The following is a 19,227-nucleotide window of genomic DNA, read 5'->3' as shown; positions in this document are numbered from 1 at the left end:
GGTGATGTCGGGTTACGCCGTACCGGCTAACCCGACCTACTCACACAGGCACGTGGCGGCACCTCTTAATTTTTCAGGCACGTGCCCATATACGAGCGGTCGGTCGAAAACTCGACTGCCATGCTCGACGACACCGGCATGAACAGCGAGTAATCTGCCGGCACGTCGGCCGGGTCCTTGAACACGGCGACGCCATCGAAATCGACGGCCTGCGCGCCCAAGCCCAGCTTGTTGGCGGTGATGGTTTCCGCGTGCGTCTTGCCCGTCGTGTTATTCGTCAAGGTGGCGGTGTTGCCCGCAATCTCGATCTTGGCGCTGATGCCCGGCGCCGCGCAGGCGTAAGTGCCGGCGATTTCGCTGCCGATCTTCTGTTGTTTGGCGGCCACGATGGTACCGACGCGCAGCACGTTTTCCTGGTTGCGGCTGTAGCGGTCGATGAACAGCGCCAGCCCCCGGTCCCCCGCATGCACGTGCACGATGCCGAAGTCCTGGCCACCCTGGCGGGCGACGAGCAAGCCATTCTTCGCATCCTTGACCAGGGTCAGGTCGGCGTTTTCCGCTTCCAGCTGCGGCGATACCGCGGAGCACACGCCTTGCGCATTGAATACGCCGCCATTGCACAGTTGCGCGCTGCCATCGGCCGCTACCTTGAGGCTGCCTTTCGGATTGAAACGGTCGCCGCCGTTCGAGGCATTGCGCATGGCCCCCAGGAAAATATAGCTGCCGGCCAGCCTGGCCACGTCGCCCACCGCATAGCCGGTGCCGCTGACGGTCGAAGCCATGTTGCCCAATTTGATATTGCCCGAAAGAAGACGCGTGCGCGCGTCGACGGTGACGCTGAAATCCGTTGCCGTGTAGGTGGTGAGATTGCCGACGGTGACGGCGCTGAACGTGCCGCTGCGGTCGCTCAAGCCGAACTGCGTCGACAGCACGCGGATCGCGTAGGTTTTCTTGACGCCGTCGAACGTGATGCGCCACGTGTCGCCGATATCGGCCGCCACGTCATACACCGTCTCGTCCGCATTGGCGCCGGCGATCACGGCCAGGCCAGCCTGGGCCGCGACCGCTTGCGAGGCGACCGTCACGGGATCGGCGACGGGCGTGACCACGACGGGCGGCGTGACTGGCGCTTCCGGCGCAGCGTGATCGCCGCCGCCACCGCAGGCGGACAGGGCGGCGCTCAGGGCAAGGAAGGTAAGTGCATTTTTCATATGGCATGACTTTCGGGAAGGAGGGGCGGGACTGCCGGAAAACACATGCTAGCCTTGCCAGTAATCTATTGCCATGGAACAAATGTTCCATGGACGATGCCCACGGCGCACTGCCAGAATGAATGGCGCGGGCGGCACGCGAGCGCCATTTATGTGACAATTCATCGTACTGTCGGCTCCGTCTTACCTCCTCAGGCTCGCATCCATGACCAGTTCCCCGATTAAAAGCTACCTGCCTTGGGTGGTCGCCACCGCCCTGTTCATGGAGCAACTCGACTCCACCATCGTCAACACCGCCATCCCCGCCATGGCCGCCAGCCTGCATGTGACGCCGCTGAGCCTGAAGGCCGTCGTCACCAGCTACATCCTGAGCCTGGCCGTGTGCATTCCCATCAGCGGCTGGATGGCCGACCGCTTCGGCACGCGGCGCGTGTTTTCCGCCGCCGTTGCCATCTTTACCATCGCTTCCATCCTGTGCGGCCTGTCCGTGAATGCGCCCATGCTGGTGGCCGCGCGCCTGCTGCAAGGGGTGGGCGCGGCCATGATGATGCCGGTGGGCCGGCTCACCATCATCCGCACCTTTCCCAAGTCGCAATTGCTGGCGGCCATGAATTTCGTCATCATCCCCGCCCTGATCGGCCCCCTGCTGGGCCCCACGGTGGGCGGACTGATCGTGCACTGGCTGTCGTGGCGCGAGATTTTCTTCGTCAACGTGCCTGTCGGCCTGGCGGCGCTGTACCTGGCGCACCGCTACATGCCCGATTATTACGGCGACAAGCCCCGTCCGCTGGACCTGATCGGCCTGGTACTGTTCGGCACGGGCATCGCGCTGCTGTCGTGGCTGCTGGAAATCTTCGGCGAACACCGCATCGACGGCACCTCGTTTGCCGTGCTGCTGTTCATTTCCATCAGCCTGCTGGCCGCGTATGCCTGGCATTCGAGCGAAGTGCTGCACCCGCTGCTGCGCCTGACCCTGTTCAAGATCCGCACCTTCCGCGTCTCCGTGGTGGGCGGCTTCGTCACGCGCCTGGGCGTGGGCGGCCTGCCCTTCCTGTTGCCGCTGCTGTACCAGCTGGGCCTGGGCTTGCCCGCCTGGCAGTCGGGCTTGCTGATGATGCCGTCCGCGGCCGCCGCCATGGGCATGAAATTCATTTCCGCGCGCGTGCTGGCCCGCTTCGGCTACCGCCAGGTGCTGATCGTCAACACCGTGCTGATCGGCATCACCATCGCCATGTTTTCGCAGGTGGGCGCGGGCACGCCCCTGTACGTGATCGTCGCCATCAGCCTGTGCATGGGCTTTTTCAATTCGCTGCAATTTTCCAGCATGAACACCATCGCGTACGCCGACGTCGACAAGGCCGATTCCAGCATGGCCAGCACCATCGCCAGCTCGATGCAGCAACTGTCGATGAGCTTTGGCCTCGCCTTCGGCTCGCTGATCACGGGCTGGTACCTGGGCGACATGCCGCAGTCGGACCGCGCCATGCTCAGCACGGCCCTGCACCACGCCTTCCTCACCCTGGCCGCGCTGACGGTGCTGTCCTCGCTGACCTTCTGGACCCTGCGCCGCGACGATGGCGAAAGCATCAGCAAGGGCACGGACAGCGACGAGGACGATGCGGCCGACGTGAAAGCCCAGGCCGTTGTGCAGACGGAAGTGCAAACCACAAAAGGCTGAGCCACATCAAGCTTGCCGAAAGCGCCGCTGGTGCTTTCGCCCGGCGCTGCTACCGTGACGGCAGGAGGTGCACATGGCGGCCGAACGGCGCTTTGCATGGAAGGGCACGGACCGCCATGGCAAGGCGGCCGAAGGCGTCTTGCGCGCCGCCGACGCCGGCGCGGCCACGGTCGCGCTAAGACGGCAAGGCATCCTGGCCACCCGGGTGCAGGCTGCGCGCAGCGCGCCCGGCAAGGCCATCACGCGCAAGGATATCGCCCTGTTCACGCGCCAGCTGTCGACCATGATGGCGGCCGGCGTGCCGCTGCTGCACGCCTTCGACATCGCCGGCAAGGGCCACGCCAAACCCGCGATCACCGAGTTGATGCGCGACTTGCGCCACGACATCGAAGCGGGCAGCAGCCTGCAGCAAGCGTTCCGCCAGTTTCCGCTGCTGTTTGACGAGCTGTATTGCAACCTGCTGGCGGCGGGCGAACAGGCCGGCATCGTGCAGGACTTGCTGGCGCGCCTGGCCACGCACCAGGAAAAAGCCATCGCCTTGCGGCGGCAGGTGCGCGGCGCGCTGATGTATCCGCTGGTCATCGTACTCGTCGCCATCGTTGTCACGGCCATCATCATGAGCGTGGTCGTGCCCGCCTTCCGCCAGGTCTTCGACAGCTTCGGCGCGCCCTTGCCGTTGCCCACCCTGGCCGTCATGGGCGTGTCCGCTTTTCTGGTCCGCTACTGGCTGGCCTTGCTGGCAGCGCTCGTGCTCGCTTGCGTGCTGCTGCACCTGGCCTGGCGCCGCTGGCCCGCCTTAAGGCGCAACACGCAACTGCGGGCACTGCGCCTGCCCGTGTTCGGCCCGCTCCTGCGCAAGGCGGCAATTGCCCGCTGGACGCGCACCCTGGCCGCCATGTTCGCCGCCGGCGTGCCGCTGCTCGACTCGCTTGGCCTCGTGGGCGCCGCCTCCGGCCACGCGCTATACCAGGAAGCGACGACGCGCATCGAGCGTGAAATCCGCGCCGGCGGCGGCCTGGCCCTGGCCATGGAACACAGCGGCGTATTTCCCCCGCTGCTGACGCAACTGGCCCTGATCGGCGAGGAGTCGGGCGCGCTCGACGCCATGCTGTCGCGCGCGGCCGAGATCATCGAGGCGGACATCGACGCCACCGTGACCACCCTTTCCACGCTGCTGGAACCGGCGCTGATGGTGGTGCTGGGCGTGCTCGTCGGCTCCCTCGTGATTGCCCTGTATTTGCCGATTTTCAAGTTGGGCGCCGTGATTTGACCATTCACCCTGCGCAAAACATCCCCATGCGCCGGCAGATGTTTTACACTGCGGCAGTGCCAGGCAATGTTTGCGCGGCAATATCATCACCTCAGACAACGCCACCATGCTGCAAGATACCCTGCTGTTCGCCGCGCCCGGCAATTTGCCCGTCGCCCTCGTCGCCGCCCTGTTCGGCCTGATCGTCGGCAGCTTCCTCAACGTGGTGATCCACCGCGTGCCGAAAATGATGGAGCGCGACTCCGCTAATTATGTGGCGGAAGAAAGCGGCTTGCCCTTGCCGCATACGGACCGCTACAACCTGATGCTGCCGCACTCGAACTGCACCGCTTGCGGCCACCGCATCACGGCCATGGAAAACATCCCCGTCATCAGCTACCTGCTGCTGCGCGGCAAATGCAGCGCCTGCAAGGCGCCCATCTCCGTGCGCTATCCGCTGGTGGAATTGCTGACGGGCGCGCTGTCGGCCCTGCTGATCTGGCATTTCGGCAGCGGCTGGACGGGCCTGGCGACGCTCGTGTTTGCCTGGCTGCTGATCGCCATGACCTTCATCGACGCCGACACGCAAATGCTGCCCGACGACCTGACCTTCCCCCTGCTGTGGGCCGGCTTGCTGGTCAACATCAACGGCACTTTCGTGCCGCTGCAGGAGGCCGTCATCGGCGCGGCCGCCGGTTATCTGGCCCTGTGGGCCGTGTACTGGGCCTTCAAGCTGGCGACAGGCAAGGAGGGAATGGGCTATGGTGACTTCAAATTGCTGGCGGCGCTCGGTGCGTGGCTGGGCTGGACCATGTTGCCGACGATCATATTGTTGTCGTCGGTGGTGGGCGCCGTGGTCGGCATCGGCCTGATCGTGTTTGCCAAGCGGGGGCGCGACAAGCCGATTCCCTTCGGCCCCTATCTGGCGGCGGCGGGTCTGATTGCGCTGCTGTACGGCACGCCCCTGTCGCGCCTCACGCTGGGCCTGACCAGCTGACCAGCCCCTTATGGATACACACATGCAACAACAAAACGCCCCCTATTTCAGCGTCGGCCTCACCGGCGGCATCGGTTGCGGCAAGAGCACGGTGGCCGACCTGTTCGCCGCGCGCGGCGCCTCCATCGTCGACACCGACCAGATCGCGCACAGCCTGACGGCGCCCAATGGCGCGGCCATGCCAGCCCTGGTGGCGGAATTTGGCCCCGGCTACGCCGATGCGCGCGGCGCCCTCGACCGTACAAAAATGCGCAACCTCGTGTTTTCCGACGCCGCCGCCAAGGCGAAACTGGAAGCCATCCTGCACCCGCGCATCCGCCAGGCGACCCTGGAAGCGGCCGCCGCAGCAACGGGCAGCTACGTGATCTTTGCCGTGCCCCTGCTGGTCGAGTCCGGCGGCTGGGTGGAGCGCGTCAACCGCGTACTGGTCATCGATTGCCAGGAAAGCCTGCAAGTGTCGCGCGTGATGGCGCGCAATGGCTTGTCGGAAGAACAAGTCAAAGCCATCATGGCCACGCAGGCCACGCGTGCCATGCGCCTGGCGGCGGCGGACGATGTGATCGACAATAATGGCGATTTGGCGGCCCTGGCGCCGCAGATTGCCCAGCTGCACGATTTATATCTGGCATTTTCAAAAAGAATGGCTGGAATCGGGCCGCAACGTTTGTAATTTGTCGACGCTTGGTTCAAAATCACGGGATTGTTTGCAGGTCCTTACTTAAGGGAATTATTTTGATTGTCTACGAATACCCTTTCAACGAACGCATACGTACCTTGTTGCGGCTGGAAGACCTGTACGACAAATTCAAGTTCTTCATCCAGCAAGAGCATGCAATGCAGCATCATGTTGCCTTGGCAACTATTTTCGATATGCTTGAAGTGGCCGGCCGCGCCGACCTGAAATCGGACCTGCTGCAGGAACTCGAGCGCCAGCGCCAGAGCCTGCTGGGCTACCGCAGCAATCCGAATGTGGAACCGGAAACCCTGGATGCCATCCTCGGCGAACTCGACAGTGTCAGCGGCGCCCTCGTGGCGGCGCAAGGCAAGACGGGCCAGAATATCCGCGACAATGAATGGCTGATGAGCATCCGCGGCCGCACCATCATCCCGGGCGGCGCCTGCGAATTCGACTTGCCGTCGTACTTTGCCTGGCAAAAACGCAGCTGCGAGCAGCGCCTGACCGATATCCACGCGTGGTTCGCCCCGCTGGCGCCCCTGTTCGACGCGCTGGCCCTGGTCTTGCGCCTGCTGCGCGATTCCGGCGGTCCCGTCAAGCTGATCGCCAATGGCGGCAGCTACCAGCAAATGCTGCAAGGCAAGGTGTACCAGATGCTGCGCCTGAGCCTCGATGAAAACAGCGGCGCCATCCCGGAAATTTCCGCCAACAAATACATGCTGTGGGTACGCTTCACTACCCAGGGCGGCGACTTGAAACCCAAGCCGCTGGAAGAAGATGTACCATTCGAACTCACGCTCTGTAATTTTTAACTGTTACTTATTTGCCCCATCATGACCGTCGTTAACTGCCCTACCTGTGCCGCCAAAGTCGAATGGACTGAAGCCAATAAATACCGCCCCTTCTGCTCGGAACGCTGCAAGCAGATCGACCTGGGTGCCTGGGCCGAAGAGAAATACACGATCCCTGCCGCCGATCCGTTCGAAGACCCGCTGGCAGACGAAGACAACAAGCCCCAGTAAGCTTCACTTGAATGGATTTTCCAGGCGCACCCCCTGCGCCGCGAAACTGTCGAGCCTGCCGCTGACCACCGTCAAGCCATAGGCGATGCCCATCGCCGCGATTTGCCCATCGACGCCATGCGCGTGACTACTGCCATGCAGACGTGCGCACACGAGCGCGCAATCGAGGTCGAATTCCAGCAGCCGCGGCGCATATTCCGCCAGCACGGCTTCCAGCCAGCCTTCCAGCGCCAGTGCTTCCAGCGCCGCTTCGCGCCGCCAGCTGCACTGTATGCCTGCGCGCAATTGCGCGATCACCTGCACCGGCACATAACGCATCTCCGGCGCTACCCGCTCGAAAAAATCGGCCACGCCCGCCGGCGCAGCACTGCCCTTGCGCGCCGCAACGATCACATCCGTATCGACCAGGTAGGCGGGCATGACTCAGGGGCGGCGCTCGAAATCCGCGTCCAGGCCCACGTCAGGCATGCCGCGCAAAATATCGTCGAGCGGGCGCTTCGGCAGGGGGCGCAAGGCGCTGCGCAGGATGTCGCGGTGCTCGTCTTCGATGCTGCGCCCATGCGCGCGGGCACGCTTGTGCAAGGCGGCAATCAGCAATTCATCGGTATCGGTAAAGGTCAGTGTCAGCGGCATGCGAGACTCCCCCGGTGCTTGATGAAAGCACTGTAGCGCAAAGCGCGCGCGATACAAGGAAAGTCACAGCAAAGCTTGCGCCAGCACGCAGCATGGCGCTGCCCGCCGGCACAAGTGGAGATCAGGCAGGTATCAGGGATTCCCTGCGTACCTCGTTGAGCCATTCCAGCAGGGGAATGGTGGCCGGCAGCAAGGGTTCCACGCCCACCGTGCCCTGCCAGGCGAACGCCTGCCCTTCCAGGCTTTGCGGCTCGCCGCGCCAATTGCGGCTGATATAGAAATGCAGGCGCACATGGGCGTGCGGATACACATATTCGACGCCGCACCAGGCTTCGGCGCTGTCGATGTATAAACCCAGCTCCTCGACAAACTCGCGCTTCAAGGCGTCCAAAATGGCTTCGCCCGGTTCGACTTTACCGCCAGGAAATTCCCAATAGCCATCATACGGCTTGCCGGCCGGACGCTGACCCAGCAGCACGTCGCCATTCGGCTTCATCAGGATGCCAACGGCGACATCCACCGGTTTCACGTTCACTGCACTCATTGCGGCAACTTTCCCGCAGGTAGTTTCCCAGCATAATCGCGCGCAAATTGCCAGGCGACACGGCCCGAACGCGAGCCGCGCTGCAAGGCCCAGCGCAGGGCATCGCCGCGCGCTTGCGCGATCTGTTCCGGCGTGCAGCCGAACGAGGCGAGCCAGTGCGCCGCGATATCGAGATAATCGTCCTGCTTGAACGGGTAGAACGACAGCCACAGGCCGAAGCGCTCGGACAGCGAGATTTTCTCTTCCACCGTCTCGCCCGGGTGCAAATCGCCATCGTCGTCCGTCTTGTAGCTGCTGTTGTCCGACATGCGCTCGGGCATCAGGTGACGGCGGTTCGAGGTGGCGTAGATCAGCACATTGTCCGATTGCGCGGCGATGCTGCCGTCGAGCGCCACTTTCAGCGCCTTGTAGCCGCTTTCGCCCTCTTCGAACGACAGGTCGTCGCAAAAGATGATGAAGCGCTCGGGACGCGCCGCCACTAGGTCGACGATGTCGGGCAAGTCGGCCAGGTCCGCCTTGTCCACTTCGATCAGACGCAGGCCCTGGCCGGCGAACTGGTTCAGGCATGCCTTGATCAGCGACGACTTGCCCGTACCGCGCGCGCCCGTCAGCAGCACGTTGTTGGCGGGGCGACTGGCAACGAACTGGCGCGTATTCTGCTCGATCTGCGCTTTTTGCGTGCCGATGTTGTGCAAGTCATCCAGGGCGATGGACGACACGTGCGCCACCGCCTGCAGATGGCTGGCGGCGCCCTGCCGGCGGCGCCAGCGGAAGGCAAAGCTGTTCCAGTCCGGTGCGGGCACCGGCTGCGGCAGGATCGCTTCCACGCGCGCCAGCAAGGCTTCGGCGCGGATCAGGAATTGATCGAGGGCGGTCATGAGCGGTAGTCGGCGTTGATCGACACGTAATCATGCGACAGATCGCACGTCCACAGGGTGGCCGTGGCATCGCCGCGCGCCAGTTTTACACGGATGGTGATTTCGCTTTGCTGCATCACGCGCTGGCCGTCCTGCTCCTGGTAATCGGGGTTGCGGCCGCCGTTCTTGGCGACCCACACGTCGTCCAGGTACAAATTCAATTGACCCACGTCCAGGTCGTCCACGCCCGCGTAGCCGATGGCGGCCAGGATGCGGCCCAGGTTCGGGTCGGAGGCAAAGAACGCGGTTTTCACCAGCGGCGAATGGGCGATGGAATAGGCGATCTTGCGGCATTCTTCCACGTTGCGGCCGTCTTCCACGGTCACCGTCATGAACTTGGTGGCGCCTTCGCCGTCGCGCACGATGGCTTGCGCCAGGAAAGTCGACAGTTCGGTGACGGCGGCTGCCAGTTCCGCATAGTGCGGCGAATCGATGGAATCGATGACCAGGCTGCCGGCGCCCGTGGCTACCAGCATGAACGAGTCATTGGTGGAGGTGTCGCCGTCGATGGTGATGCAGTTGAACGATTTGTCGGCCGCCTGTTTCACCAGCTGGTCCAGCACGGGCTGGGCCACGGTGGCGTCGAACGCCAGGAAACCCAGCATGGTGGCCATGTTCGGCTTGATCATGCCGGCACCCTTGCTGATGCCCGTCAGGGTGACCGCGTGGCCACCGATGGTGACCGTGCGCGAGCCGGCTTTCGGCTGCGTGTCGGTGGTCATGATGGCTTCGGCGGCCGAGAACCAGTTATCCGAGGTCAGCGCGGCCACGGCTTGCGGCAAGCCGGCGACCAGGCGCTGCACGGGCAGCGGTTCGAGGATCACGCCGGTGGAAAACGGCAGGATTTGCTGCGGCGTACAGCCCAGCAGCTCGGCCAGCGCGGCGCAGCTGGCCTGCGCGTCGGCCAGGCCCGATTCGCCCGTGCCCGCATTCGCGTTGCCGGTGTTGACCAGCAGCGCGCGGATCGGCGCGGCGCCGGCCGTCACTGCCGCCAGGTTGGCCTTCGAGATTTGCACGGGCGCGGCGCAGAAGCGGTTCAGGGTAAACACGCCGGCCACTGTGGCCGTCGGCGCCAGTTTCAATACCAGCAAATCCTTGCGGTTGGGTTTCTTGATGCCGGCTTCGGCAACACCGATTTCAATGCCGGCGACGGCTTTCAAGTCGGCGGCGACGGGCTTGGGAGAATTGACGGCCATATGAGTTCTTCTGCGAGGGAAAAGGGAAGCGCTATTGTAGCGCCTTCGCGGCGCGGGTGAACATGCGGCAAGTGAATAGTCGCGCCAGCCACGGCGGCGCCGATACGGACCGGTGGCGCGGCCAGGCTTGCGATTTATCAGAACCATGCCGCCTGGCGCCGCTAAGGTATGGGAATGGGCGATGGCGAGTCTTGCAATCGCACGGTCCAGGGAAGGACGTCATGACGCAGGGTCAGTCAAACCGGATGCGGCGCAGCGCTTCAGACCTGTCGCACCTGTTGCGCCGGCTATCCCTACTTTGCCTGCTGCCCTCGTTGACAGCCTGTACGGTGCTGCGTGGCCCGGCAGATCGCGCCAGCATCCACGTCACCGAACAGGCATCCGAAGCACCGCCTGCGGCTGAAACGCCGCCCGCCCCGCCACCACCTGCTCCAGCCGCGGAAGCGCCTCCCGCGCCAGACGCTATCATAGGGCGGCGACCACCGCCGGCCAGTCCGTGGAGCGGCGCATGGTCGGGTACAAGCGGCCTGTTCGGCAACCTCGGCAAGCTGTTCGGCAGCATCGGCAACGGCGGCACGCTGAGGTCCGACAACGATGCACCGCCGCCCGGCGCCACGCACGTCACCGTGTATTACGCCACCGACAGGAAATACCAGCCCAGCAGCCGCAATTTTGGCTGGCAGCCCAACCGCGTGGCGCCCTACCTGAGCTATGGCAGCGTCGTCGTAAGTATCCCGGAGAAAAGAGCGCCGGGCGAACTGCCGTTGCCGCCCTGGTACGCCATCCTGTCCGGCGACAATGTGCAAAAATATGTGCTGATCAAGGGAAGCACGCGCCTGTCGCGCGCGGATTTTCTCGCCGCCGTCAAGGCCAGGATACGGGCCGCCCCGCAACGGCACGCCGCCTTCATCTACATCCATGGCTACAGCAACTCTTTTGACGACGCCGCCCGGCGCACGGCGCAGATGGCGGTCGGCCTCGATATCGGCGCCCTGCCCGTGTTCTACAGCTGGCCATCGAAAGGCACCCTGGCCGGCTATGAGTTCGATGAAAATGCCGCCGAATAGACGCAGGCGCACCTGCAGGCCTTCCTGGCCGACTTTGCCGAGCACTCTTCCGCTACCGATATCTACATCATCGCCCACAGCATGGGCAACCGCCCGATGACCGTGGCCCTGGCCAACCTGCTGGAAAAGCGCCCCGAGCTGCGGCCCCTGTTCAAGCAGGTCGTGCTGGCGGCGCCGGACATCAATGCCGACATCTTCCGCGAGCAGATCGCTCCCCGTTTTGCCAGCCTCAAGCTTCCCGCCACCTTGTACGCGTCCGCGAACGACAAAGCCATCCGCGCCTCCTACAATTTTGCCGACTGGGACAGGATAGGCGACATCCGCGGCCCCGTCGTCGGCATCCCCGGCATGGAACTCGTCGATGCCTCGGCCGTCATCATGAATTTCATGGGCCACGATTACTTCGCCAGCAACCGCGTCCTGCTGACCGATATCGCCACCATGATCAAGACGGGGCAACGGGCAAGGAACCGCGGCGGCTTGAAAGGCATTCCCTCGCAGGCGCCGCAATACTGGGCCTTTCCCTGAGCAGGGATCAGGCACAATAAATATGCCGGACATAAAAAAAACGGAGACCGCGGTCTCCGTTTTTTGTTCACGCTGACAAACCGCGCTTAAGCCAGCTTGCCGTGGCAAGCCTTGTACTTCTTGCCGCTGCCGCAAGGGCATGGATCGTTGCGGCCGACCTTGACGCCCATGCTCACGCTCATGTCGTCGACATACTGGTCGTTGCTGTCGCCAGCCGTCGGCGCCAGCAGTTCTTCCGGCGCCGCGTTCGGGTCGAATTCGGCGTGCTGGTAGTGCACGTTTTCCACGTGCGACTGCTGCATCGCCTGTTCGGCCGCATCGACTTCTTCGCGCGACTGGATACGCACCGTCATCACGTGTTTCGTGACGTCGTTCTTGATCATGTCGAGCATCTGGCCAAACAGTTCAAACGCTTCGCGCTTGTATTCCTGTTTCGGGTTCTTCTGCGCATAACCGCGCAGGTGAATACCCTGGCGCAGGTGATCGAGCGCCGCCAGGTGTTCGCGCCAGTGGCTGTCCACGCTTTGCAGCATGACATTGCGCTCGAAGCCGCCAAACGATTCCTTGCCGACGATATCGATCTTCGACTGGTACACGGCATCGGCCGCGACCAGCACTTTTTCCAGGATCTCTTCGTCCGTCAGGGTCGAATCGGCTTCCAGCATTTGCTGCAGCGGCAGGTCGAGCTGCCATTCGCTGGCCAGGGTGTTTTCCAGGCCCTTGATATCCCACTGCTCTTCCACCGATTCGCGCGGCACGTACTCGTGCACCAGGTCGGTGAACACGCCATGGCGCAGCGAGCCGATCATCTCGGAAATATCGGTCGTTTCCAGCAGCTCGTTACGCTGCTGGTAGATGACCTTGCGCTGGTCGTTGGCGACGTCATCGTATTCCAGCAATTGCTTGCGGATGTCGAAGTTGCGCGCTTCGACCTTGCGCTGGGCCGACTCGATCGAACGCGAGACGATGCCTGCCTCGATCGGTTCGCCTTCCGGCATTTTCAAACGGTCCATCACGGCGCGCACGCGGTCGCCGGCGAAGATGCGCAGCAGCGCGTCGTCGAGCGACAGGTAGAAGCGCGAGGAACCCGGATCGCCCTGGCGGCCGGCACGGCCACGCAACTGATTGTCGACGCGGCGCGATTCGTGGCGTTCGGTGCCGATGATGTGCAAGCCGCCCGCATTGACCACGTGGTCGTGCAGCGACTGCCACTCATCGCGCAAGGTCTGCGACTGGGCTGCCTTGTCGGCGTCGCTCAGCTCAGCATTGGCTTCGATGAACTTGATCTGGTTTTCGACGTTACCGCCCAACACGATGTCCGTACCGCGGCCAGCCATGTTGGTGGCGATGGTGATGGCTTTCGGACGGCCTGCCTGGGCGATGATTTCCGCTTCGCGCGCATGCTGCTTCGCGTTCAGCACGTTGTGCGGCAAGCCGGCCTTGGTCAGGATGCCCGACAGCAGTTCCGAGTTCTCGATCGAGGTCGTACCCACCAGCACGGGCTGGCCGCGCTCGTAGCAGTCGCGGATGTCGTTCAACATCGCGTTGTATTTTTCCGCCGACGATTTGTAGACCTGATCCTGGCGGTCCTTGCGCTGCAGCGGACGGTTTTGCGGAATCACGACCGTTTCCAGGCCGTAGATTTCCTGGAATTCGTACGCTTCGGTATCGGCCGTACCGGTCATGCCGGCCAGCTTGGCGTACATGCGGAAGTAGTTCTGGAAGGTGATCGAGGCCAGGGTCTGGTTCTCGTTCTGGATCTTGACGCCTTCCTTCGCTTCGACGGCCTGGTGCAAGCCGTCGGACCAGCGGCGGCCCGTCATCAGACGGCCCGTGAATTCATCGACGATCACCACTTCATTGTTCTGCACCACATAGTGCTGATCCTTGAAGTACAGCGCATGCGCGCGCAGGGCCGCATACAGGTGGTGCACGAGGGTGATGTTGGCCGAATCGTACAGCGACGCGCCTTCCGGCAGCAGACCCATCTCCATCAGGATGCCTTCGGCCTTTTCGTGGCCCGCTTCCGTCAGCAGCACCTGGTGCGCTTTTTCATCCTTGGTGTAGTCGCCCGGCACTTCAACCTTGCCCTTGCCGTCCGGCGTTTCTTCGCCGATCTGCAGGGTCAGGCGCGCAGGCAGTTCATTGATCTTGTGATACAGGTCGGTGTGGTTCTCGGCCTGGCCCGAAATGATCAACGGCGTACGCGCTTCATCGATCAGGATCGAGTCGACTTCATCGACGATGCCGAAGTTCAGGCTGCGCTGCACGCGCTCGCGCGCTTCGTAGACCATATTGTCGCGCAAGAAGTCGAAACCGAATTCATTGTTCGTGCCGTACGTGATGTCGGAGTTGTACGCCTGCTGCTTGGCGCTGTGCTCCATCTGCGACATGTTCACGCCCGTCGACAGGCCCAGCCATGCATACAGGCGGCCCATGGTCTCGGCATCGCGCTGCGCCAGGTAGTCATTGACGGTGACGATATGCACGCCCTTGCCCGACAAGGCGTTCAGGTAGGCTGGCAAGGTGGCCATCAGGGTCTTGCCCTCGCCCGTGCCCATTTCCGCGATCTTACCGAAATGCAAGACCATGCCGCCGATCATCTGCACATCGAAATGGCGCATGCGCAGGACGCGCTTGCTGGCCTCGCGGCAAACGGCAAAGGCTTCCGGCAACAAGGCATCGAGCGATTCGCCAGCGGCGATGCGTTCCTTGAAGGCAGGCGTTTTCGCTTGCAGCTCGGCATCCGACAGCTTTTCGATGGCCGGCTCGAGCGCATTGATCTCGCGTACCGTTTTTTGGTATTGCTTGAGCAGCCGCTGGTTGCGGCTACCGAAAATCTGGGTCAGTAATGACATGCTTGAATTCTTGAAAAAACGCCGTTAAAAAAAGCTCGGTAGGGAACAACGAGGTAGTAATCGCGTCACCGCACGGAGTTCGACTATGGCAAAAGACGATGATTTTATCATGCGTTCCCGCCAAGGTTGGGGTAATGCACCATATAACAATAGCTTAATGACAAACAAATGGCAGAAATTGCGGACATTTCCCATACTGTAAGGCAATACGGCCTGCCCGCCTGCGCCGCACCCGCCGCCGCACTCGTCATGCGCGGGCGAGTGTGCTATGTTTCGGCCATGCGAACTCCCACTTATTCTCCGGCGCCGCGCCGCGGCTACGGCTTTGCCCGTTCCGGCCCGGCCGCGACGGGGGCAACCGCTTTTCTGCGCGGCAACGCGACGATGGCTTCCCTGATGCCCACCGTCACGCGCCTGGTCGCCCTGCAGAAAGATTGCGCCAAGGCCTTGCCGGCGATGTTCGAGCATTGCGACATCCTGCAATTCGAAGGCGGGCAGCTGGTGCTGGCCACGCCGAACGCGGCGCTGGCGGCCAAGCTCAAGCAGCAATTGCCGAAACTGCAAGGGGAACTGGAAAGAAAGGGCTGGCAGATTTCAGGCATCAAGCTGAAAGTGCAAGTCATCAAGAGCATTGCGCCCATCGTGCATACGCGGGCGCTGGTCTTGCCGGAAAAAGCCATGTCGGCCCTGGAAGAGCTGAGCACGGCATTGCCGCCATCGAAGCAGAACGAGCAGTTGATCGCGGCGCTGCGCAATATGGTCCGCCACCACCGCGAACCAAAAGATTAAGAACACCATGCGGCGGCACGTAGGTCGGATTAGGCCCTTCGGGCCGTAATCCGACAACATTGTTGGCGCCTGCGGGGTTGTCGGATTACGGCCTGCGGCCTAATCCGACCTACGTCAACGACCACTCGCGCTCCATCTGGCGCAGGTAGGATTGCGGCGCCGCCTCATTGGTATCGAACGAGACGATTTCATACGATTCCGGCTGTTCCAGCAGCGCCAGCAACAGCTGGTTGTTCAGCGCGTGGCCCGACTTGTGCGCCGTGTAGTAGGCGAGCAAGGGATGGCCCACCAGGTACAGGTCGCCGATGGCGTCGAGGATCTTGTGGCGCACGAACTCGTCTTCGTAGCGCAGGCCATCGGCGTTGAGGATGCGGTACTCGTCCATCACGATGGCGTTTTCCAGCGAGCCGCCGCGGGCCAGGCCCATGCCGCGCAAGCTTTCCACGTCCTGCATGAAACCGAAGGTGCGCGCGCGCGCCACGTCGTGCACGTAGGACACGTCGCCGAAATCGACGGAAGCGCGCTGCATCGTGCCATCGACGGCCGGGTGGTTGAATTCGATGAAGAAATCGAGCTTGAAGCCGTCGTACGGCGACAGGCGTGCCCATTTTTCCGCGTCACCCTTGCCTTGACGCACTTCCACGGGCTTGATGACCTTGATGAATTTCTTCGGCGCCTGCTGCTCTTCCACCCCCGCTTGCTGCAGCAGGTAGACGAAGGACGAAGCGGAACCGTCCATGATGGGAATTTCTTCCGCATTCACGTCGATCACCATATTGTCGATGCCCAGGCCGGCCGCGGCCGACATCAGGTGTTCCACCGTGGAAACCCTGGCGCCGTCCTTGATCAGTACGGAAGCCATGCGCGTATCGCCCACGGCCATGGCGCTGGCGGGAAACTCGACGATGGGATCGAGGTCGATGCGGCGAAACACGATGCCCGTGTCGATCGCGGCGGGACGCAGAATCAGCTCGACCTTGGTGCCGGAGTGCAAACCGACACCGATGGTGCGGACCTGTTGTTTGATGGTGCGTTGTTTTAACATCTGTCGATTATATCTATTTGCCGGATTTTCGTTGCGGTGCGGCATGGCTCACGCCAGAAATACCACAACCGTTCCTCACGGATGTTCGCTTTCCGCGTGCACGGCTTCGCGCCGCACGAGATAAATGCCGCTGCCGATGATGATGGCCGCGCCGATCAGCGTGTATTCGTCGGGCAAGGCGCGCCACAGCATCCAGTCCAAGGCCATGCCCCAGGCCAGGGCCGAGTATTCGAATGGCGCCACGCTCGATGCCTTGCCAAAACGAAAAGCTTCCGTGATGGCCAGCTGGCCCAGGAAGCCGCTCAGCGACAAGCCGGCCAGCAGCCACCAGTCTTCGCGGCGGATGCTCACCCATTCGTGCGCCGACAAGGCCACGCCGCCGGCGGCCATCATCACCATCAGCCAGAAGACCATGCTTTCGCTGGCATCCGTGCGGCTCAGGATGCGGCCCGTGACGGCGGAAATGGCGTAACAGGCAGCCGAGCCCAGCACGGCCAGCCCGGCCAGCGAAAAGAATCCCGAACCGTCGGGACGCAGCGCCACCAGCACGCCCAGCAGACCCACGGCGATGGCGCACCAGCGCGCGAAGTCGACTTTTTCCTTCAAGATAAAAACCGACAGCACCGTGATCAGCAAGGGCGCAACAAAAAACAGCGCATACGTCTCGGCCAGCGACATGCGCTTCAAGCCATACGCGAACAGGGTAATCATCAACACGCCCAGCGCGCCGCGCAGCAAGTGCAGCGGCCAGCGCACCTGCAGCACATTCTTGAACGCGCCCCGGTACAGCAGGTACAGGCAAACGAGAGGCAAGGACGACAGGGCGCGCAAGGCCGTCACCTGCATGGGAGGATAGTGGGCGGACAACAGCTTCATGGCCGTGTCCATCAGGGAAAACATGGCGACGGCGACCAGCATCACATAGATGCTGCGCAGGTTAGGATTGCGGGGTATCAGGACAGACTCCTGGCGAAAGAGCGGGACCGTCATCATGGCGACGGCCGGAGCCAGGACAGCATGGCAAGGCCAAACCATCAACCCGATTATAGCAAGCGCGGCCGTTTTACCTTATGACACAGGCAACAGCATCACCAGCTTCAGCTCATGCTGGCGCGCCAGGTGCAAGGTGACCTGGTTGAAGCTGAGCGCCCCCTGTTGCGCATGCTGGAAGCGGCGCAAGCCCCCGTCGCGGCCCTGCACCTGCTGCGCGCCCCACCACAGGCGAAATTCAGGGCTGGCATCGGCCAGCTCCGCGATCAGGCCAGCCAGCGGCGCCTGGTCCGCCTGGCGTCCGATATCGGCACGAAACTCCGCCACCAGCCGCCGCGCCCGCTCGGGCCAGCCGACGATCAAGTCGCGCGCGCCAGGCTCCAGGAACATGAAGCGCAGCTGGTTCGGCGCGTCTCCGTCGCCATGCAGCCAGCCCGTGAACAAGGCGGACGCCGCTCCGTTCCACGCCACGGCGCTCCATTCGCGGTCGAGGATGTAGGCGGGCGCGTCGATGGCGGCGACGATGGCCGCCAGCTCGGCGCTGGCAGGCCCGCCGCCCTCGCCTGTGCCATGGCTGGGGTCATGCTTGTCGGCCACCTCGAACAGATAGGCGCGCTCGGCCGCGCTCAGCTGCAGTACCTGCGCCAGGCGAGAAAGCATCTTGGCCGACGCCGACACGGGCCGCCCCTGCTCCAGCCACGTCAGCCAGGTGGGACTGACGTCGCACAGCTGCGCCAGCTCTTCGCGCCGCAAGCCCGGCGTGCGCCGACGTCCGCCACCGGACAAGCCAGCCATGGCGGGGGTGACGGCTTCGCGCCGGGCGCGGATGAATTCAGCGAGCTTGTTCGACATGGCACAGATGCATGGTAGTGGATATACCAGTATAAGTTATGATCTTGTTACAGGATAATTTTATCCCTATTCTGCAGGAACTCACCCATCAACAGGAGAAAACCATGCAGCAGCACGATGTCGTTACCGAACAGTTTGGCAAGACGGCCCATGCCTACCTGAGCAGCGCAATCCACGCGCAAGGCGCCGACCTGGTGCTGATGCAGGAATGCGCGCGCCGCCACGGCCGGCCGGCCGTGCTGGACCTGGGCTGCGGCGCCGGCCACGCCAGCTTTGCCGTCGCCCCCGTGGCGCAATCGGTGGTCGCCTACGACCTGGCGCAGCCCATGCTCGACGTGGTGGACCACGCCAGGGCGCAACGGGGCTTGCACAACATCCGCACGCAACGGGGCGACGTGGCGCGTCTGCCGTTTGCCGATGCCAGCTTCGACATGGTGGTCACGCGCTTTTCCGCGCACCACTGGACCGACGTGGCCGGAGCCCTGGCCGAAGCGTGGCGCGTGCTGCGCCCGAACGGCACGTTATTGGTGGTCGATATCGTGGCGCCCAAGACGGCCCTGTACGACAGTACCTTGCAGGCGGTGGAAATGCTGCGCGACGCCTCGCACGTGCGCGACTACCGCACGTGCGAATGGGGTGCCAAGTTCGACAACGCGGGCTTTACGCACAGCTTGCGCAGCGTATGGAAACTGACGATGCAGTTCGACGAGTGGGTGGCGCGCATGCGCACGCCGGACGAGCGCGTGGCGGCCATCCGCAACCTCTTCGATGGCGCGCCCGAGGAAGCGCGCCGGTATTTCGCGCTGCAGGACGACTATTCGTTCAGCATCGATGCGGCCATGTTCGAGGCGACCAAGCCATCGGTACAGTAAACGTAAAAACGGCGCCGATGGCGCCGTTTTTTATTGCGTAGGTTGGATTAGCGCGCAGCGCGTAATCCAACAATGCCAGAGCAAACGTGATGCCAATTCCGCT

18 protein-coding genes and 1 pseudogene are annotated in these 19,227 nt (G+C 63.0%); 9 read left to right on the top strand and 10 right to left on the bottom strand.

Features of this window, described 5'->3' with window-relative positions; all coding sequences use genetic code 11:
• Window positions 1–65 precede the first annotated feature (65 nt).
• Window positions 66–1,211, bottom strand: coding sequence for a hypothetical protein (locus CSQ95_RS28015; RefSeq protein ID WP_099411875.1), 1,146 nt, complete (start codon window positions 1,209–1,211; stop codon window positions 66–68).
• 205 nt (window positions 1,212–1,416) lie between these two features.
• Between CSQ95_RS28015 and CSQ95_RS28010 the strand changes: the two genes are divergently transcribed.
• The 6 genes from CSQ95_RS28010 (at window position 1,417) to yacG (ending at window position 6,833) form a co-directional block, all read left to right on the top strand.
• Window positions 1,417–2,889, top strand: a complete 1,473-nt coding sequence (locus CSQ95_RS28010; RefSeq protein ID WP_240453532.1) for a DHA2 family efflux MFS transporter permease subunit — start codon at window positions 1,417–1,419, stop codon at window positions 2,887–2,889.
• A 73-nt stretch (window positions 2,890–2,962) separates the two neighbouring features.
• Complete coding sequence (locus CSQ95_RS28005) at window positions 2,963–4,159, top strand: type II secretion system F family protein (protein ID WP_099411874.1); 1,197 nt, start codon at window positions 2,963–2,965, stop codon at window positions 4,157–4,159.
• Between the two features lie 106 nt (window positions 4,160–4,265).
• Entirely contained in the window at window positions 4,266–5,135 is an 870-nt protein-coding gene (locus tag CSQ95_RS28000; RefSeq protein ID WP_099411887.1) for an A24 family peptidase, read from the top strand.
• 22 nt (window positions 5,136–5,157) lie between these two features.
• Window positions 5,158–5,805 carry a dephospho-CoA kinase gene (gene coaE, locus CSQ95_RS27995; RefSeq protein WP_099411873.1) on the top strand — a complete coding sequence of 216 codons (648 nt, stop codon included), beginning with the start codon at window positions 5,158–5,160 and terminating at the stop codon, window positions 5,803–5,805.
• A 62-nt stretch (window positions 5,806–5,867) separates the two neighbouring features.
• Complete coding sequence (gene zapD / locus CSQ95_RS27990; protein ID WP_070219363.1) at window positions 5,868–6,623, top strand: cell division protein ZapD; 756 nt, start codon at window positions 5,868–5,870, stop codon at window positions 6,621–6,623.
• Between the two features lie 18 nt (window positions 6,624–6,641).
• Entirely contained in the window at window positions 6,642–6,833 is a 192-nt protein-coding gene (gene yacG / locus CSQ95_RS27985) for a DNA gyrase inhibitor YacG (protein ID WP_034785391.1), read from the top strand.
• A 3-nt stretch (window positions 6,834–6,836) separates the two neighbouring features.
• On the opposite strand, the gene CSQ95_RS27980 is transcribed toward yacG, so the two are convergent.
• The 5 genes from CSQ95_RS27980 to argJ all read right to left on the bottom strand — a co-directional run bounded on the left by CSQ95_RS27980 (window position 6,837) and on the right by argJ (window position 10,123).
• Window positions 6,837–7,253 (bottom strand): VapC toxin family PIN domain ribonuclease, encoded by a 417-nt coding sequence (locus tag CSQ95_RS27980; protein WP_099411872.1) that lies wholly within the window; start codon window positions 7,251–7,253, stop codon window positions 6,837–6,839.
• A gap of 3 nt (window positions 7,254–7,256) precedes the next feature.
• Window positions 7,257–7,466: a hypothetical protein gene (locus CSQ95_RS27975; protein ID WP_070219361.1), complete on the bottom strand. Its 210-nt coding sequence runs from the start codon at window positions 7,464–7,466 to the stop codon at window positions 7,257–7,259.
• 121 nt (window positions 7,467–7,587) lie between these two features.
• Window positions 7,588–8,010: an NUDIX domain-containing protein gene (locus tag CSQ95_RS27970; RefSeq protein ID WP_099411871.1), complete on the bottom strand. Its 423-nt coding sequence runs from the start codon at window positions 8,008–8,010 to the stop codon at window positions 7,588–7,590.
• A complete protein-coding gene (locus CSQ95_RS27965) occupies window positions 8,007–8,888 on the bottom strand; it encodes an ATP-binding protein (RefSeq protein WP_070219359.1) in 882 nt (293 codons plus the stop codon). The genes CSQ95_RS27970 and CSQ95_RS27965 overlap by 4 nt, the downstream gene beginning before the upstream one ends.
• Window positions 8,885–10,123, bottom strand: a complete 1,239-nt coding sequence (gene argJ / locus CSQ95_RS27960) for a bifunctional glutamate N-acetyltransferase/amino-acid acetyltransferase ArgJ (protein ID WP_034784989.1) — start codon at window positions 10,121–10,123, stop codon at window positions 8,885–8,887. Before argJ ends, CSQ95_RS27965 begins: the two co-directional genes overlap by 4 nt.
• Before the next feature lie 62 nt (window positions 10,124–10,185).
• Between argJ and CSQ95_RS30235 the strand changes: the two are divergent.
• Window positions 10,186–11,718 (top strand): annotated as a pseudogene (locus CSQ95_RS30235) (alpha/beta hydrolase).
• 86 nt (window positions 11,719–11,804) lie between these two features.
• Here the strand turns inward: CSQ95_RS30235 and secA are convergent.
• Window positions 11,805–14,576: a preprotein translocase subunit SecA gene (gene secA, locus CSQ95_RS27945; RefSeq protein WP_099411868.1), complete on the bottom strand. Its 2,772-nt coding sequence runs from the start codon at window positions 14,574–14,576 to the stop codon at window positions 11,805–11,807.
• Window positions 14,577–14,855: 279 nt separating this feature from the next.
• Here secA and CSQ95_RS27940 point away from each other — a divergent pair, with 279 nt between their 5' ends.
• On the top strand, window positions 14,856–15,365 hold the full coding sequence (locus CSQ95_RS27940) for a DciA family protein (RefSeq protein WP_099411867.1): 510 nt from the start codon (window positions 14,856–14,858) through the stop codon (window positions 15,363–15,365).
• Between the two features lie 109 nt (window positions 15,366–15,474).
• On the opposite strand, the gene lpxC is transcribed toward CSQ95_RS27940, so the two are convergent.
• The 3 genes from lpxC to CSQ95_RS27925 form a co-directional block, all read right to left on the bottom strand.
• Entirely contained in the window at window positions 15,475–16,410 is a 936-nt protein-coding gene (gene lpxC, locus CSQ95_RS27935) for a UDP-3-O-acyl-N-acetylglucosamine deacetylase (RefSeq protein ID WP_070222474.1), read from the bottom strand.
• A 75-nt stretch (window positions 16,411–16,485) separates the two neighbouring features.
• Window positions 16,486–17,328, bottom strand: a complete 843-nt coding sequence (locus CSQ95_RS27930) for a DMT family transporter (protein WP_070312931.1) — start codon at window positions 17,326–17,328, stop codon at window positions 16,486–16,488.
• Window positions 17,329–17,478: 150 nt separating this feature from the next.
• On the bottom strand, window positions 17,479–18,252 hold the full coding sequence (locus tag CSQ95_RS27925; RefSeq protein WP_099411866.1) for a helix-turn-helix transcriptional regulator: 774 nt from the start codon (window positions 18,250–18,252) through the stop codon (window positions 17,479–17,481).
• A gap of 104 nt (window positions 18,253–18,356) precedes the next feature.
• On the opposite strand from CSQ95_RS27925, the gene CSQ95_RS27920 reads away from it, so the two are divergent.
• A complete protein-coding gene (locus CSQ95_RS27920) occupies window positions 18,357–19,124 on the top strand; it encodes a class I SAM-dependent methyltransferase (RefSeq protein WP_099411886.1) in 768 nt (255 codons plus the stop codon).
• The last annotated feature ends 103 nt before the right edge of the window (window positions 19,125–19,227 follow it).

It is taken from the genome of Janthinobacterium sp. BJB304 (assembly GCF_002735765.1).
Taxonomy (GTDB): Bacteria; Pseudomonadota; Gammaproteobacteria; order Burkholderiales; family Burkholderiaceae_D; genus Janthinobacterium.
This window is presented reverse-complemented; position numbering and strand designations above follow the sequence as displayed.